Origin of the sequence: Rhizobium glycinendophyticum, assembly GCF_006443685.1 — a bacterium.
In the GTDB taxonomy this organism is placed as follows: Bacteria; Pseudomonadota; Alphaproteobacteria; order Rhizobiales; family Rhizobiaceae; genus Allorhizobium; species Allorhizobium glycinendophyticum.
On sequence record NZ_VFYP01000005.1, the window covers coordinates 23,289 to 39,659 of the forward strand.

Here is a 16,371-nt window from a genome sequence, read left to right on the forward strand (position 1 = left end):
CGTCGTCCTTCAGAATGCGAGTGGCCGCTCGCGCCACGACATCTATTCTGTCGCTTAATCGAAGATGAAGGAGAGCGACATACAAGAACTAGCCCTTGATACAAAGCGAATAGTCGAGCTCGTCTGCGATGCAGCAGCCCGACTAGCCCTTATTACGGAACGGCCTGAACCCGATCAACCACTTCAAATCGTCATTCGATGGATCCAGCACATCAGCGCACGGGCTGGCGTAGAATTGCGCAAGCAATTGTCCATCGACTATCCAGATATTGGCTGGGCGGACGAAGACAATGGCAACCTAAAAGATGGGCGTCCCTACTGGCTTTATGACCCCGTCGATGGAGCTTATCACTTCATCCAGCGCCTGCCCCTCTGGTCAAGCTCGCTAGTCCTGATTGTTGACGGCAAGCCCGTATTCTCCATCGTCCATGACCCAGCACTGAAGGAGACCTTCATTGCGGAAAAGGGTTGCGGCGCGACCTGCAACGGAAGAAGACTGTCGGTCTCCAACAAGCAAAACCTTCAAGTGGCAGTTCTCGGCACATCCATTCCACCTCTCGCGCAGGTCGGGCCGACGGATCGGGACCGCGCGCTCGCCCTGTTAGGAGCTGCTTCTAACAGCGCCTTCGTCATCCGACCAATGGCTGCCGTATCGCTTCAACTGGCCTATGTTGCAGTGGGCCGGCTGGATGGCTTCTGGGAAACCGGCAACGACCCGGGAGATTGGCTGGCGGGAAGCCTTCTCGTCACCGAAGCCGGTGGGCAGGTGAGCACATTGAGCGGGGGAGAGTTTACCACGGGGGACGGCATCCTGACCGGCAACCAGACTATTTGCCGGGATCTCCAGCAAACCTTCAGAATGCAAGACCAGCCGAGCAGGCCGACGGATAACGTCGTTGCACATCAACGCGAAGATGCAGACGCCTGTTCGCGCAAATAGGTGACGAACGCCCGCATTGTGGCGCTCAGGTGGCGGTGGCGCGGGTAATAGAGGCACAACCCCGGATAGGGTGGCGTCCATTCGGATAACACTTGCACCAGCAATCCCTGATCGATTGCCGAGCGCGCCATCCACCGGGTCAAATAGCCGAGCCCGTAGCCATCCAACGCCGCAGCAAGAATAAGGCGGGAGTTGTCGAGGATAAGGTTCCCCTTCGTTTCGACCACAAGAGCTTTGCCGCGATGTTCAAACTCCCATCGATACAAGCGGCCTGACGGCATCCGAAGCTGAATGCAACGATGTTCCGCCACGTCTGCCGGAGAGCGCAATGGTGGTGCCGTTTGGAGATAGGTAGGTGCCGCCACGACGATATGCTGCTGCATCGGCCCGAGCGGGATGGCGATCATGTCTTCGGAAACAATTTCGCTGGACCGGATGCCGCAATCGAACCCGTGCTCAGCAATATCGACAAGCCGCCCCTCGCTAACGATCTCGATCTGAACCTTGGGAAACGACGCCATGAACTTGAGGAGCAGCGGCCTCAAAACCTGTTCCGCGGCCGTGGCGTCGGCGTTGATCCGGATCGTGCCAGAAGGTGCCACACTATAATCACCCAGTTCCTCGACGGCCTTTTCGATCTCATGCAGCGCAGGTGCAAGGCGGGAAAGGAAACGCTGACCGGCTTCCGTTAGAGACACGTTCCGGGTCGAGCGTTGGAAGAGCTGAACATTCAGCCGCGCTTCGAGATTGGCCACACTGTGGCTGAGTGCCGAGGGACTGAGATCTGATCGTCGCGCAGCAGCACGAAATCCGCCGGACTGAGCCACCGCGACAAAGGCCGCCAGCTCTGCCGGAGACAGCGCGATCGGTGTTCGAAAAGCCTCACCATTCTGTCCACTTGTGTCCATCTAATTGAGACAATGCCGGAATGTTATCTCCTTTGCAATCCCTCGGAAACAAAGGTCAAATCAATGTCATTCCAGATACCCTACGGCTTCCCCTCCACCGCTGATGAGGTCCTGAGCGGCGTTGACCTCTCAGGTAAAACGATGATCGTCACCGGCGGCGCGAGCGGCATCGGGATCGAAACAGTGAAAAGCCTCGCCGCAGCGGGCGCTTCCGTAACGATAGCCGCGCGCCGCACCGACGCGGCGGAAGAGGTCGCGCGCATCATTCGGGCGAACACAAGAAACGGGCAGATCGACGTGCGTCCGCTTGATCTGTCCGACCTGACGTCCGTTCGGCGCTTCATCAAAAACTGGGAAAGTCCCCTGCATGCGCTCATCAACAATGCCGGGATCATGGCTTTGCCAGACTTGCAACGCACCGTGGAGGGTTGCGAAATGCAGTTTGCGACCAACTTCCTTGGCCACTTTGCTTTGACGCTCGGCCTGCGACGGCATCTTGCCAAGGCTGGTAATGCGCGGGTCGTTTCGGTCAGTTCGACAGGTAGCCTGTTTGGTCCCGTGTTCTGGGATGATCCGCATTTCCGTTTCATTCCCTACGATCCGCTGCTGGCCTATGCGCAGTCGAAGACAGCCTGCATCCTGTTGTCCGTCGGGATCAAGGATCGCTGGGCTTCTGACGGAATCGTCTCCAACGCCCTCAATCCGGGGGCGATCGCGACCAGCCTTCAGCGGCATACTGGAGGCCTGCGAACGCCGGAAGAATTTCGCAAGACGCCTGCACAAGGTGCCGCGACATCAGTGCTTCTGGCGGCTTCCCCTTTGGTGGAGGGGGTGAGTGGCCAGTATTTCGACGATTGCCAGGAGGCGCCGCTGGTGACGCAACGACCGGGTGGCAGGCTTGAAGGCGTGGCACCCTATGCGCTCGACAGCGCCAATGCCGATCGGCTTTGGGATATGGCGTCCAAGTTGGTTGGAGACATCAAATGAATGAGATGTTTCGTGTGGGTTTCATTGGCCTTGGCGATCAGGGCGGATTAAAGTCTGGGCTGTAGGGCGGAAGGAACACGAGCCTGGCACCGGCACGTTCAATGGCATCGCGGACACCGGCTGTGTTGTGCGCAGGCAGGTTATCCATGACAACCACGTCGCCGATTTTCAGGGTGGGAAGCCGCACCTGTTCGAAATAAGGACGGAAGACGTTGCCGTTCATTGCGCCATCGTAGACGAATGGTGCGGTCATTCCGGTGAGGCGCAACGCATCGGTAAACGTCGTCGTTTTCCGATGGCCGTGCGGTACGCCAGCGCGGCAACGCTCACTGGGCGCTCCACGGCCACGGCTTCGAGGCCTCGAACGTCGCCAATATCGCGACATTTGGCATGGTGTATATGTCTGTTGTCATCGTCGAGCCTCTCGTGGATCTCGCAGTGCTTGCTGCGGCGAAGTTCTGGCCCCTAGGGCAACCGACAACCCTTCTTCACCACCCGCCTTCATCGGTCAGACGCTTAAGCGCAGATCGATCGACGACTTTCAGAGAGCGCATGGCCCCGCCATGCGCTTTTCCTTTGAAAGAGAATGAGCTTTGCGCTACCGCGAAGACAACGAGGCCGGAACCGCCTCAGACAAACTGCTGCATAAAGAAAGAGCGAGGTAGTTTCCGATGCGCATCCTCTCCGAAGCCCATTATCCGGAACTGCCGAACTACTATCGCGGCAAGGTCAGGGAAAATTACGACCTGCCCGATGGCACGCGCATTATCATCTCGACAGACAGACTGAGCGCTTTCGACCGTATCCTGACATGTATCCCTTATAAGGGACAGGTTCTCACTCAGACCGCCCGCTTCTGGTTCGAGCAGACGAAGGACATTTGCCCCAATCATGTCGTGGCTTATCCGGACCCCAATGTTGTGGTCGGCAAGCGACTTGATATCCTGCCCGTGGAAATTGTCGTGCGCGGCTATCTCGCCGGCACCACCGGGACGTCCATCCTCACTCTCTATAAGAAGGGTGAGCGCCGCATGTATGGGATCACCCTGCCGGACGGCCTGCGCGACAATGAGAAACTGCCGGAAGCCATCATTACGCCAACCAGCAAGGAATTCGACGGCGGCCATGATGAACCTCTGACGCCGGACGAGATCATCTCGAAAAAGCTCCTGACCGCTGAGCAATGGAAGACGCTATCCACGTATGCCCTGGCGCTTTTTGCGCGTGGTCAGAAACTGGCAGCCGAACGTGGCCTTATCCTGGTCGACACCAAATACGAATTCGGGACCGACGAGGATGGCACGATCATTCTCGCCGATGAGATCCATACGCCCGACAGCAGCCGCTACTGGATTGCTGACAGCTACCAGCAGAGCTTTGAGAGGGGCGACCGTCCGCAGAGCTTCGACAAGGATTTCGTGCGTTCCTGGGTCGTTGAGCGCTGCGATCCTTATCAAGACGACATTCCCGAAATTCCGCTCGCACTGGTCGAGCAAACGTCTCATGTATATATAAGTGCATATGAAGCCATCACGGGGGAGAAATTCGTCCCCGATGATAGCGGCGCAACGCCCTGGGCACGTGTCCGCGGCAATCTCGCGCCCTATTTCCAGGAGAAGCAGGCATAGGAATGGATCGAGCGTCCCGCGCATATGTTTCGGATCACGTGTCTACCGCAACTGACGGCGTTGCGGGCAAGCGTCCTCGTCGTTCGGCGGATGAAACGCGCGCAGAGATTCTGAACACGGCGGAGGCGTTGTTTCGGTCGCATGGCTATGCCAGTGTTACCATCGCCGACATTGCGGCTGAACTCGGCATGTCGCCGGCGAACGTCTTCAAGCACTTTCGTACCAAAAGCAGCCTAGTCGATGCCATCGCCACGAGATCGATTGAAAAGACCCTTCAGGTTCTAAAGACGTTGGACGGAAAAGCGCCCGCCTCCCAGCGTCTCTTCACCCTCGCACATGATCTCATGCAGTCACATCTCAAGAAGATTGAGGAGGCACCTTACATCTTCGAGATGATCCTGGTGACCGTGCGCGAGGAACTGGATTGCGGCGAGCGGTTCCAGGAGATCATGATCGAGACGATCTCGCAGATCATCCAAGCAGGCGTCGATGAAGGAACTTACTTCGTCGTCGATGTGGATCGCTTCGCTCAGGCGGCCTTCAACGCGCTCGCCTGCGTCATTCATCCTGTCATGATCGCCAATGAGAAGGCTGATATATTGGCAACACGATGCCGTGAAGTTGTTGCTCTCATTGATGCTGCACTGCGGTCGCCGCTTGCCAAGTGATGAAGTTTGACATACGTCACTTAATCGTGGCGCGACCGTTCTCTTCCCAATGAGCACGAACCGAGGAACTGATATCCGGTTGATCGGCAAGTGAACAGCCTCCGATTTCAACGCCACCAAGACTTGCATCAGTGAGAGTTTCATGACGCCACGCTTCCAAATCGCCTCAGCCCTCCTCCTCTGCATCGGCGCCCTTGCTGGCTGCAGCGAAAATAAGTCTGCGAATGCCGCAGGACCTGGGGGCAAGGGCGGCGAGCGTCCACCCGCGCAGGTCAGTGTCGTGACGATGAAAAAGGCGGCCTATCCGCTGACTACCACCCTACCCGGGCGTGCATCGGCCTATCAGACCGCTCAGATCCGTCCGCGTGTCAGCGGCGTGATCAAGGAAATATCATTTCGCGAGGGCAGCGAAGTGAAGGCGGGCGACCTGCTCTATAAGATCGAGGACGATACCTACGCCGCCGCATCTGCTCAGGCGGAAGCGAGCCTGCGCAAAGCGGAAGCGAGCGTTCCGACGGCGAAGTCGAACCTTGCCCGACAGGAGCGACTGGTCGGCAGCGGCGCCACACAGGTGGAGTTGGAGAATGCTCGAGTGACCCTGCTTCAGGCCGAAGCCGATGTGGCCGTTGCCAAGGCGAACCTGCGGTCTGCTGATATCGAGTTGAACCTCACGGAAATCCGCGCGCCCTTCGAGGGCGTGACGAGTGCGTCCAGTTTCTCGATCGGCAATGTCGTCACTGCCAATCAGACGGATGCCTTGACGACCCTCCGCCGTCTCGATCCGATTTACATCGATTTGACGGAATCGAGCGTTAACCTTCTGCGTTTGCGGGAAGCGATCAAGGCCGGCCGCATCAATCGGACCGACGACCAGATCACCGACATTCGGCTGACCCTGGATGACGGCATCGATTACCCAGTCGTCGGTAAGCTCGACATGTCGGAAATGGCGGTAAGTGAGACCACCGGGACCTTCACGATCCGCGCAGTTTTCGACAACCCGGACGATCTGATCCTGCCCGGCATGTATGTTCGCGCCACAGTCAATGTCGGCACCGAAGAAGGCTATCTCATTCCCCAGCGTGCCGCGACGCGCAATCCGAACGGCGAGCTTTCGGCCAAGTTCGTCACGGCGGATGGCAAGGTCGAAACGCGGACCTTCAAGGAGAGCCAGGTTTCGGGCAACAACTGGTTGGTTTCGTCGGGCATAAATGACGGTGACAAGCTCATAGTCGACGGTTTCCAGTGGATTGGTGATGGTGCGCCGGTTCAACCGGTCGACGCCAAGGTGAATGAAAAGGGACTGGTCGAAGTCACCGCGGCGCCGGATGCCGCCCCTGCCGCACAGCCATGAGCGTGCGATAGCAAGGCAACACAGGCGTTAGGGAACAACCAATGGCCAAATTCTTCATCCGTCGCCCGATCTTTGCCTGGGTGATCGCGATCATCATCATGCTCGGCGGCGCGCTCGCGATTTCAACGCTGTCCATCGCGCAGTATCCGGAGATTGCCCCGACAACGGTGCGCATCTCCGCGACCTATACCGGTGCAAGCGCCGAGACCGTCGAGAAGTCTGTCACCTCCATCATCGAGGACGGCATGACGGGTCTTGATGACCTCACCTACATGACCTCGTCCTCGAGCACAGGATCCGCTTCAGTCACCCTGACCTTCGGCAATTCCGTCGATCCGGACATTGCCCAGGTGCAGGTGCAGAACAAGCTGCAACTCGTGCAATCGCAGCTTCCGGATGTCGTCCAGTCCGACGGCCTCACAGTGACCCGCTCGACCTCCAGCATTTTGCTCGTTGGCGCCCTCGTCTCTACCGATGGTGCGCGGTCCAACGTCCAGCTCGGCGACATCTTCTCGACCCAGATTGAAGACCAGATCAAGCGTCTGGAGGGAGTCGGCAGCATCCAGGTATTCGGCACCGGCTATGCCATGCGCGTCTGGCTCGATCCTTACAAGCTGAACAAGTTCCAGCTCACCCCGACCGACGTAACGTCGGCGATCCAGGCGCAGAACACTCAGGTCTCCGTTGGCGCGCTCGGCAGCCTTCCGGCAGAGGAAGGCCAGCAGCTGAATGTGACGGTAACGGCACAAAGCCAGTTGCAGTCCGTCTCGGATTTCGAGTCGATCATCCTTCGCACCGAAACGGATGGTGCAACCGTCCGTCTGAGCGACGTTGCCCGCATCGAGATCGGCCAGGAAAGCTACTCCACCAACACCCGCTCCAACCGCAACCCGGCAACCGGTTTTGCCGTTAATCTGGCAACGGGCGCGAACGCACTGGATACCGCCGACCGGGTGAAGACCCAGCTCGCGACCATTGCACCGTCGCTGCCTGAGAACGTCGTCATCACCTATCCCTATGACACGACGCCGTTCGTCGAGCTGTCGATTGAGAAGGTGGTGCACACGCTGATTGAAGCGATCATCCTCGTCTTCTTTGTCCTTCTAATTTTCCTGCAGAACCTGCGGGCCACCTTCATCCCGATGATCGCCGTCCCCGTGGTGCTTCTGGGTACCTTCGGCATCCTTGCGCTTACCGGCTATTCAATCAACACACTGACGATGTTTGCTATGGTCCTTGCCATCGGTCTGCTCGTCGACGACGCGATCGTTGTCGTTGAAAACGTCGAACGCATCATGACTGAAGAAGGCCTGTCGCCGCTCGAGGCGACGGAAAAGTCCATGGGCGAAATCACCGGCGCAATCGTCGGTATCGCGCTCGTCTTGACCGCCGTCTTCATCCCTATGGCCTTCTTCGGCGGGTCGACCGGCATCATCTATCGCCAGTTCTCGGTCACCATCGTCTCAGCCATGCTGCTGTCGGCGCTCGTCGCTATCGTGCTGACGCCAGCACTCTGCGCGACGATGTTGAAGCCTGTCGATCACCATAAGGCCAAGTGGGGACCGGCGGCCTGGTTCAATCGCAACTTCGATAGGGCGACCGGCGGTTACGTCTCGTCCATCGCCTACCTTCTGAAGCGGCCGCTCCGCGTCCTGCTGATGTTCGCCCTGGTCATCGGCGGCATGAGCTGGTTCTTCCTTCGCCTGCCGACGTCATTTCTGCCGCAGGAAGACCAGGGCGTGTTGATGACGATCGTGCAGTTGCCGAACGGGGCAGCGTCCACACGCACGGGCGAGATCATTCACAAGATCGAAGACTACTATCTGGAGAAGGAAAAGGACGCCATTCAGGACGTGTTCTCCGTCTCCGGCTTCTCCTTCGTCGGATCGGGTCAGAACTATGCTCTGGTCTTTGCCAAGCTGAAGGACTTCGATCAGCGCACCAAGCCTGAACTGGCCGCGTCAGCCATCGTTCAACGCGCCATGGGCTATTTCTTCACCCTGCGCGATGCACAGGTCTTCCCGCTTCAGCCTCCTGCGATCCCGGGCCTTGGCAACTCCAGCGGCTTCTCGATGTATCTCGTCGACAGCGGCAAACGCGGCACCCAGGCGCTGACAACGGCCTCTCAGACGCTGATCCAGTCGGGTAACGGCAATCCGAACGTCAGCTCGCTGCGGTCCAACAACCCGCCCGCCGAAACCCAGCTGAAGTTCCTCCTGGATCAGGAAAAGATGGGCGCGATGGGTCTCGATATCGCAACCGTCAACAGCATGCTGTCGACAATCTTTGCGGGCCGTGACGTCAACGATTTCACTCTCAATGGCGAATTGAAGCCGGTTTATGTCCAGGGTGATGCGCCTTTTCGCATGCGCGAAGACGCGATCAACGACTGGCATGCGCGTAATTCCGACGGCGAGATGGTCCCCTTCTCCTCCTTCATCAAGACGCAGTGGATCAGCGGCGCGCCGACACTCAGCCGCTTCAACGGCGTGGGGGCAATTTCGCTCGAAGGCGCAGCAGGTGCCGGCGTCAGTTCCGGTACCGCGATGGACACGATGGAACAGCTGACCTCCGCCATGGAGGGTGGCTACACCGTCGCTTGGCAGGGCATTTCCTACCAGGAACGACTGTCGGGCTCGCAGGCTCCGATGCTCTATGCGCTGTCTGTCCTGATCGTCTTCCTCTGCCTTGCAGCCCTGTATGAAAGCTGGTCGATCCCCTTCTCCGTCATCATGGCGGTGCCGGTCGGCGTGCTTGGCGCTGTGGCCGCGGCATCCTTCTTTGGCCAGTCCAACGACGTCTATTTCAAGGTTGGCTTGCTGACGACGATCGGTCTTGCGGCGAAGAATGCGATTCTCATCGTGGAGTTTGCAAAGGACCGTCAGGCAGCCGGAATCAGTGTCATTGATGCAACACTGGAGGCCGCAAAGCTTCGCCTGCGCCCGATTGTCATGACGTCGCTCGCGTTCATTCTGGGCGTCGTCCCGCTGGCAGTTGCCACCGGGGCGGGCTCCGCTGCACAAAATTCCATCGGTATCGGTGTCCTGGGCGGCATGTTGACCGCAACGGCCCTCGGTATCTTCTTTGTACCGTCGTTTTTCGTCATCGTTCGGCGACTTTCCGGCAGTGCAAAACCGAAAGATTCGCTGTCATCGTGAAGATTGACAAACTATGTTAACCAACTATTGCGTAGGCTGCCGGGTTGGCCTGCGTGAACAATGCGGTCTTCGGCGAGGGTGCTATAACGGCCCTCAAGGACGACCGGGGACGAACACAGGAAAACGTGATGCCATCCATTCGCGCAGCCGCTCCACTTGTAATGCTCCTACTCTCTGGTTGCGTCGTCGGACCTGATCACGAGACACCTCAGACCGCCCTGCCTGTAAAGTTTTCTGAAGGCAGCACCAAAGCAGCTGGCGATGTTTCCCTGGCCCCCTGGTGGACCGCCTTCAATGATCCGCGGTTGAACTCTTTGGTGGAAAAGGGTTTGGCAGAGAACCTGGACGTCCTGCAGGCCATCGAGCGGATCTCTCAGGCCGAGGCAAGCTTCCGTGCTTCGGACGCTGGCGCGTTCCCGCAGCTCAACTTATCCGCTTCCCAGGAGACTGCCGGGCGTGATGCGAAGGGTGCCCTGGTCACGGACAGCCCGACGAATTCAACAAGCTCAGGCAGCATCAGCGTCTCTTGGCTTCTGGACCTGTTCGGCCAGTACAAGCGATCGAAGGAAAGCGCCAAGGCAACCCTCGATGCTGCTTATGCCAGCGCCGACGTTGCACGGCTCACCTATCTGTCCAGCGTCGTCTCGGCCTATGTCGACGCGCGCTACTATCAGGAACGCATCGCGATCGCGAAGCAGAACCTCGCATCCCGCAGAGAGACCCTGCAGCTGACCCAGTTGCAGCTGGAAGCGGGCGCCGCATCTCGTCTCGATGTCGTGCAGTCCGAAGGTCTGGTGAACTCGACACTGGCCGAAATTCCCGGTCTGGAAACCTCGTTCCGCCAGTCGACGCACCGCATCGCGGTTCTGCTCGGCCTGCCTGCAGCGACGCTGGTCGCCGACCTGCAGAAGGGGGCGCCCCAACCTTACGCCCGTCGCAGCGTCAGTGCTGGCGTACCGGCAGATCTGATCCGCAACCGTCCGGACATCCGTGCGGCAGAGCGCCAGCTGGCATCCGCCGTTGCTGAAGTCGGAGTCGCCGAAGCCGCGCTCTACCCGTCAATTACGCTCAGCGGCTCGATCACGCCGGCCTATGTCTCGACCTCGAATGCCTTCGGTGCGAGCAGCAGCTGGGGCTTCGGCCCGAGCCTGAACCTGCCGATCTTCGACGCCGGCACGCGCCGCGCCAATGTTGACGCGCAAAAGGCATCCGCACGCGAAGCCTATCTGGCGTGGAAGGAAACTGTTCTGGGCGCTGTCGAGGAAGTTGAGAACGCTCTGGTCGCGGTCAACCGCACCCGCCAGACCGTCTCGGCCCTGACGGCGACCGTGCGCTCCTATCAGGAAGCCCTGCAGCTGGCGACAGCAAGCTATCGTGACGGCGCATCCTCGCTGCTCGACGTGCTCGATGCACAGCGCAACGTCGCAAGCGCTCAGGCCAACCTCGCTCAGGCGGTTCAGCAGATGGCAACCAACTACGTCAATCTGAACGTTGCCATCGGCGGCGGTTACGCCTGGGGCGGCAAGACTGTCGTTGCCAGCAAGTAATCTGTAGACAGACCGGCATTTTGGAGGCCCGGCACCGGAAACGGTCGCCGGGCTTCTTGCATCTGAGCCTCAGAAAGTTGCCGGCGTATTGATCCAGATGAGCACTGTCTCGCCGCTCGAGATATTGCGCCAGGAATGCGGTCTGCGGCTCTCGAAATAGAAGCTGTCCCCCGCATGCAACTCGAAGAACTTGTCACCATCGAGAATGATTTCCAGACTACCAGCCAGCATGTGGATGAACTCTTCCCCCTCATGCTGATAGGCCCCCTCGCTCGACGCGCCGGGCGCCAACTGGAAGCGATTACATTCCATCTGGTTGCGCCCTTCGGCCAGCACCTGAACAGCGACGCCTGATGATGTCGTGGGCCAGGAGGGCCACTTCCCTTCCCTGATCAGCGATTCGCCCCCCACGCTTTCTTCCTGACCACTCAACGAGGCCAGCGTCGTGCCGAGGTGACGCGCCACCTCGTGGAGAGCCGTAAAAGACAATCCCTGGGACGTACGCTCGAACGTCGAAAGCTGCGACACCGATACGCCGGTCGCCTGGGCGATGCTCTCCAGGGTTTTGCCCGCATCGCGCCGCAGTCGACGGATCTTCGACCCGGGACGGATGTCGCCGGTGTCTCCGACCTCCTCGTCTGCGTAGCTGCCGTCCTCATCACTGGCAGAGGCTGAGGCAACCTGATCTTTCAGCGTCTCGCGAATGGCTGCGGGATTAAGACCACGTTCGGTCCTGAGCCAGGCAATTTGCTTCAGCCTATCGATGAGGACACGGTCATAGAGCCTTTGCCCCGTTGCAGTGCGAATTGGCTGGATCAGGTCCTGGCTTTCCCAAAGCCGCAAGGTGGAGGGCGATACGCCCGCCATTCTTGCCGCCTCCGCAATCTTGAACCGGATGTCGTCCACGCTGTCCTCAATCAAATGTCGCAGTCACGGGTGATAATGCCGACAAAGCATATTGCAAGTCTACAGAAAAAATGTAGGAAATATGCAAGAAGCATGTCCGCAGCCACTCAGGACATACTGGCACCCCTTCGCACAGGACAGAAACGATGAAGAACGCCGAAATCTCAGCTCGCAAAAATGACGCCATCTCCCGCGGCGTCGGCATGACCACCCAGATCTACGCCGACAAGGCTGAGAACTCGGAGATCTGGGATGTCGAAGGCCGACGTTACATCGACTTCGCCGGCGGCATCGCCGTTCTCAACACCGGCCATCGTCACCCGAAGGTCGTGGAAGCCGTCAAGAAGCAGCTCGACCGCTTTACCCACACCTGCCATCAGGTCGTGCCATACGAAAACTACGTGGCGCTTGCCGAACGCCTGAACAAGATGCTGCCGGGCAACTTCGAAAAGAAGACGATCTTCGCGACGACGGGTGCAGAAGCCGTGGAAAACGCGATCAAGATCGCTCGCTGCGCCACCGGCCGTTCCGCCGTCATCGCCTTTACCGGCGGCTTCCACGGCCGCACCTTCATGGGCATGGCGCTCACGGGCAAGGTCGTGCCCTATAAGGTTGGCTTCGGCCCTATGATGAACGACGTGTTCCACGTTCCCTTCCCGCTGGAAATGCACGGCATCGACGTCGAGACCACCCTCGACGTCCTCGACAAGCTGTTCAAGGCAGACGTCGATCCGAAGCGCGTGGCAGCGATCATTCTGGAGCCGGTTCAGGGCGAAGGCGGCTTTTACGACGTGCCGCGCGCGCTCATGAAGGCGCTGCGCGAACTCTGCGACGAACACGGTATCCTGCTCGTTGCCGACGAAGTGCAGACCGGTTTTGCCCGCACGGGCAAGATGTTCGCGATGGAGCACTACGACGTGGTCCCGGACCTGACGACCATGGCGAAGAGCCTCGCCGGCGGCTTCCCGCTCTCGGCCGTCACCGGCCGCGCCGAATTGATGGACGCCCCCGGCCCCGGCGGCCTCGGCGGCACCTATGCCGGCAACCCGCTGGCGATCGCAGCCGCCCATGCCGTGCTCGGCGTCATCGAGGAAGAGCAGCTCTGCGACCGCGCTAACCAGCTCGGCAGCCGTCTCAAGCAGCGCCTCGAAGCACTGCGTGCCGACGTTCCGCACATCATGGACATCCGCGGCCTCGGCTTCATGAACGCCGTCGAGTTCAAGATCCCGGGAACCAACAAGCCGAATGCCGATTTCACCAATGCGGTGCGCGTCAAGGCGCTGGAGAAGGGCCTGATCCTGCTCACCTGCGGCGTCTATAGCAACGTGATCCGCTTCCTCGCCCCGATCACCATTCAGGACGAGGTCTTCAACGAGGCGCTCGACCTGATCGAAGCCTCGATCCGTGAAGTTGCAGCAGGAGCCTGAGGCATGACCATTTCCAAAGTTCTGACCGACAAGTTGAAGGACCCGACGCTGGCGACCGACAAGTCGCTGGTGGGCAATGCCTGGCTCGCCACCAGCCAGTCTGGCAAGAGCTTCGAAGTGACGAACCCGGCGACGGGCGAAGTCATTGCCGTTCTTCCGGACTTGAACAAGGCGGAAGTCACCAAGGCCATCGATGCGGCTCACTCTGCGCAGAAAACCTGGGGGAAGAAGACGGGCAAGGAACGCGCTGCCGTTTTGCGCAAGCTCAATGACCTGATGGTCGCCAATGCCGATGACCTCGCCACCATCCTGACGATGGAAATGGGCAAGCCCTGGGCCGAAGCGCGCGGCGAAATCCTCTACGGCGCATCCTATGTCGAGTGGTTTGCCGAAGAAGCCAAGCGCGTCTACGGCGACACCATCCCCGGTCACCAGCCTGACAAGCGGATCATGGTCATCAAGCAGCCGGTGGGCGTCGTCGGTGCCATCACGCCATGGAACTTCCCAAATGCCATGCTGGCCCGTAAAGTGGCCCCGGCACTGGCAGTCGGCTGCGCGATGGTGTCGAAGCCTGCGGCTCAGACCCCGCTTTCGGCCCTCGCTTTGGCCCTGCTTGCCGAACGCGCGGGTCTCCCGGCAAGTCTCTTCTCTGTGCTGACCTCGACGGATGCTGCGATGGTGGGTCAGGAATTCTGCGCTAACGACAAGGTCCGCAAGCTGACATTCACCGGCTCCACCAATGTCGGACGCATCCTGATGCGCCAGGGTGCGGACCAGATCATGAAGCTGGGCCTGGAGCTTGGCGGCAATGCTCCCTTCATCGTTTTCGACGATGCGGATCTCGATGCCGCCGTAGAAGGCGCGATGATCTCCAAGTACCGCAATGCCGGCCAGACATGCGTCTGCGCCAACCGCCTTTATGTCCAGTCGGGCATCTACGATGCTTTCGCCAAAAAGCTTGCCGAGAAGGTCTCGCAGCTCAAGGTCGGTGACGGTTTCGCGGAGGGCGTCACGACGGGCCCTCTGATCGATGCCAACGCCATTAAAAAGGTGAAGGAACATGTGGTGGACGCGGTGTCCAAGGGCGCCAAGGTAGCGCTTGGCGGCAGCGGTGCCGACGCTGGCGAATTGTTCTTCCAGCCGACGATCCTGACCGGCGTGACGACCGACATGAAGGTTGCAATCGAAGAGACCTTCGGGCCGGTGGCCCCTCTCTTCAAGTTCGAGACGGAAGAAGAAGTCATCGAGATGGCCAATGCGACCGAATTCGGCCTCGCATCCTATTTCTACTCCAAGGACATAGCCAAGATCTTCCGCGTGGCCGAAGCCCTCGAATACGGCATGGTCGGCGTCAATACCGGCCTGATCTCCACGGAAGTTGCCCCCTTCGGTGGCATCAAGCAGTCGGGCCTCGGCCGTGAAGGCTCGAAATACGGCATCGATGACTACACTGAGATCAAATATATATGCCTCGGTGGCATCGCCTGACGATACCTCTGATCCCCGGCACCGGTCGGGGATCAGCTAACGTCGCTTGGGCCTCGCCCGAAGAGTCCCGCCGCCACTTCGGCGCCAAGCTTTGCAAGCGCTGCAAAGTGACTGCCCCGCGCGCTTGACCTTCGCCAGAAAAACGCGATGTCGCGGGTCCCGGCCCAATCCGAGATCGTCAGCAGACGGATATTCTCATCCTCGGAAAACTCCGAGCGCACGTAGAGCTCCGGAAACAGTGACAATCCCATTTCGATAGAAACCATCTGCCTCAGGGCATCGAGGCTCGATCCCTCATAGTCCTCGGCAAGGACCGCGCCCGACAGTTCCGAAAGCTTACGGACATCGTCCAGCAGCCGGTGACCACGGCCGAGTGTCATCAACCGCATCCCCTTCAGCGCTACCATCTCTACGGTCGTGCGATTCGCCAGAGGATGCGTTGCCGGAACGCCCAGAAAGATCCGCTCCCGGCAGATGATCTCCGACACGAGATCCGGCTCCTGGATAGGGACTGGTCCGACTCCGCAATCAGTCTCGCCTTCCAGCACGGCCCTTTCCAGCTGCCGCGGCCTGTCTTCCCGAATGTAGATCTTCAGCTCGGGATACTGCCGGTGCAAGGGAGGCAGCAGATAGGGAAGGAAATAGGGTCCGAAGGATGGGGCAACGCCAAGCCTGATCGCGCCCCCGAGATTGGCCTTCGACCCCGTCGCCAGCACCCTGATCTCATCGAGACCATTCAGGATCACCTTTGCCGCCGCGATGATCTCGGCTCCCACTGGCGTCGGCGTGACCTGGCCCGGCATCCGATCGATGAGCGTCACCCCGAGTTGCTTCTCAAGCAGCGCGAGCTGCACCGACAGGGTTGGCTGCGACACGTTACAGCGTTTGGCGGCTTCGCCGAAGTGGCCGGTCTCTCCGAGAGTGACAAGATATTCCAACTGTCGATGACTGGGGCGAAACGGCATAGCCCACCTCATAGAAAATAACTATCAGAATCATAATATCAATGAATTGGAATAATCAAAGGCCAACTACCATATTAGCAGTGCACGAAAGGAGATCATCCATGAAGCAACTGCTCAAAGCCCTCAGAGCCCGCCACTCGATTGTCGCCGCCAAGATCGATGAGGAACAGCGCCGTCCGCAACCGGACGGGATCCGGGTTCGCGCCTTGAAGAAGATCAAGCTGCATTTGAAGGAGCAGATCACGTTGCTCGAAAGGGGGGATGCCATGAAGGCGTCCACCGCAGGCTCCAAGAGCTCGAATTTCGGCAAGGCACTTCTCGCTGGCCGTTGAACTGCAATGCGCTTGATGGCGCTTGCTTGTTAGGTGAGAGCCGCCGAAGGCGCCACCATATCC

The 16,371-nt window shown here is 59.3% G+C and carries 13 protein-coding genes and 1 pseudogene; 10 read left to right on the forward strand and 4 right to left on the reverse strand.

Annotated elements, in window-relative coordinates:
• Window positions 1–64 precede the first annotated feature (64 nt).
• Window positions 65–940, forward strand: coding sequence for an inositol monophosphatase family protein (locus tag FJQ55_RS20440; RefSeq protein WP_140831454.1), 876 nt, complete (start codon window positions 65–67; stop codon window positions 938–940).
• Here FJQ55_RS20440 and FJQ55_RS20445 read toward each other — a convergent pair.
• Window positions 904–1,848 carry a LysR family transcriptional regulator gene (locus tag FJQ55_RS20445; protein ID WP_140831456.1) on the reverse strand — a complete coding sequence of 315 codons (945 nt, stop codon included), beginning with the start codon at window positions 1,846–1,848 and terminating at the stop codon, window positions 904–906. The two genes, FJQ55_RS20440 and FJQ55_RS20445, sit on opposite strands and share 37 nt — an antisense overlap.
• Window positions 1,849–1,989: 141 nt before the next feature.
• Between FJQ55_RS20445 and FJQ55_RS20450 the strand changes: the two genes are divergently transcribed.
• Entirely contained in the window at window positions 1,990–2,835 is an 846-nt protein-coding gene (locus tag FJQ55_RS20450) for an SDR family NAD(P)-dependent oxidoreductase (RefSeq protein ID WP_140831713.1), read from the forward strand.
• A gap of 43 nt (window positions 2,836–2,878) precedes the next feature.
• On the opposite strand, the pseudogene FJQ55_RS20455 reads toward FJQ55_RS20450, so the two are convergent.
• Window positions 2,879–3,190: pseudogene (locus FJQ55_RS20455) on the reverse strand (transposase); the annotation flags it as partial.
• A 316-nt stretch (window positions 3,191–3,506) separates the two neighbouring features.
• Between FJQ55_RS20455 and FJQ55_RS20465 the strand changes: the two are divergent.
• The 5 genes from FJQ55_RS20465 (at window position 3,507) to FJQ55_RS20485 (ending at window position 11,190) form a co-directional block, all read left to right on the forward strand.
• On the forward strand, window positions 3,507–4,463 hold the full coding sequence (locus FJQ55_RS20465; RefSeq protein WP_140831458.1) for a phosphoribosylaminoimidazolesuccinocarboxamide synthase: 957 nt from the start codon (window positions 3,507–3,509) through the stop codon (window positions 4,461–4,463).
• 38 nt (window positions 4,464–4,501) lie between these two features.
• Window positions 4,502–5,131, forward strand: a complete 630-nt coding sequence (locus tag FJQ55_RS20470) for a TetR/AcrR family transcriptional regulator (protein ID WP_246085224.1) — start codon at window positions 4,502–4,504, stop codon at window positions 5,129–5,131.
• A 142-nt stretch (window positions 5,132–5,273) separates the two neighbouring features.
• Complete coding sequence (locus FJQ55_RS20475; RefSeq protein WP_140831462.1) at window positions 5,274–6,485, forward strand: efflux RND transporter periplasmic adaptor subunit; 1,212 nt, start codon at window positions 5,274–5,276, stop codon at window positions 6,483–6,485.
• A 41-nt stretch (window positions 6,486–6,526) separates the two neighbouring features.
• Window positions 6,527–9,643 carry an efflux RND transporter permease subunit gene (locus tag FJQ55_RS20480; protein ID WP_140831464.1) on the forward strand — a complete coding sequence of 1,039 codons (3,117 nt, stop codon included), beginning with the start codon at window positions 6,527–6,529 and terminating at the stop codon, window positions 9,641–9,643.
• 128 nt (window positions 9,644–9,771) lie between these two features.
• Window positions 9,772–11,190 (forward strand): efflux transporter outer membrane subunit, encoded by a 1,419-nt coding sequence (locus FJQ55_RS20485; protein ID WP_140831466.1) that lies wholly within the window; start codon window positions 9,772–9,774, stop codon window positions 11,188–11,190.
• Between the two features lie 69 nt (window positions 11,191–11,259).
• On the opposite strand, the gene FJQ55_RS20490 is transcribed toward FJQ55_RS20485, so the two are convergent.
• Window positions 11,260–12,057: a cupin domain-containing protein gene (locus FJQ55_RS20490; protein WP_246085227.1), complete on the reverse strand. Its 798-nt coding sequence runs from the start codon at window positions 12,055–12,057 to the stop codon at window positions 11,260–11,262.
• A 185-nt stretch (window positions 12,058–12,242) separates the two neighbouring features.
• Between FJQ55_RS20490 and FJQ55_RS20495 the strand changes: the two genes are divergently transcribed.
• Both FJQ55_RS20495 and FJQ55_RS20500 read left to right on the forward strand, forming a co-directional pair.
• On the forward strand, window positions 12,243–13,523 hold the full coding sequence (locus FJQ55_RS20495) for a 4-aminobutyrate--2-oxoglutarate transaminase (protein WP_140831470.1): 1,281 nt from the start codon (window positions 12,243–12,245) through the stop codon (window positions 13,521–13,523).
• A gap of 3 nt (window positions 13,524–13,526) precedes the next feature.
• On the forward strand, window positions 13,527–15,011 hold the full coding sequence (locus tag FJQ55_RS20500; RefSeq protein WP_140831472.1) for an NAD-dependent succinate-semialdehyde dehydrogenase: 1,485 nt from the start codon (window positions 13,527–13,529) through the stop codon (window positions 15,009–15,011).
• A 32-nt stretch (window positions 15,012–15,043) separates the two neighbouring features.
• Here the strand turns inward: FJQ55_RS20500 and FJQ55_RS20505 are convergent, their stop codons facing one another.
• Entirely contained in the window at window positions 15,044–15,976 is a 933-nt protein-coding gene (locus FJQ55_RS20505; protein ID WP_140831474.1) for a hydrogen peroxide-inducible genes activator, read from the reverse strand.
• 101 nt (window positions 15,977–16,077) lie between these two features.
• On the opposite strand from FJQ55_RS20505, the gene FJQ55_RS20510 reads away from it, so the two are divergent.
• Window positions 16,078–16,308: a YdcH family protein gene (locus tag FJQ55_RS20510; RefSeq protein ID WP_161597011.1), complete on the forward strand. Its 231-nt coding sequence runs from the start codon at window positions 16,078–16,080 to the stop codon at window positions 16,306–16,308.
• Window positions 16,309–16,371: the final 63 nt, after the last annotated feature.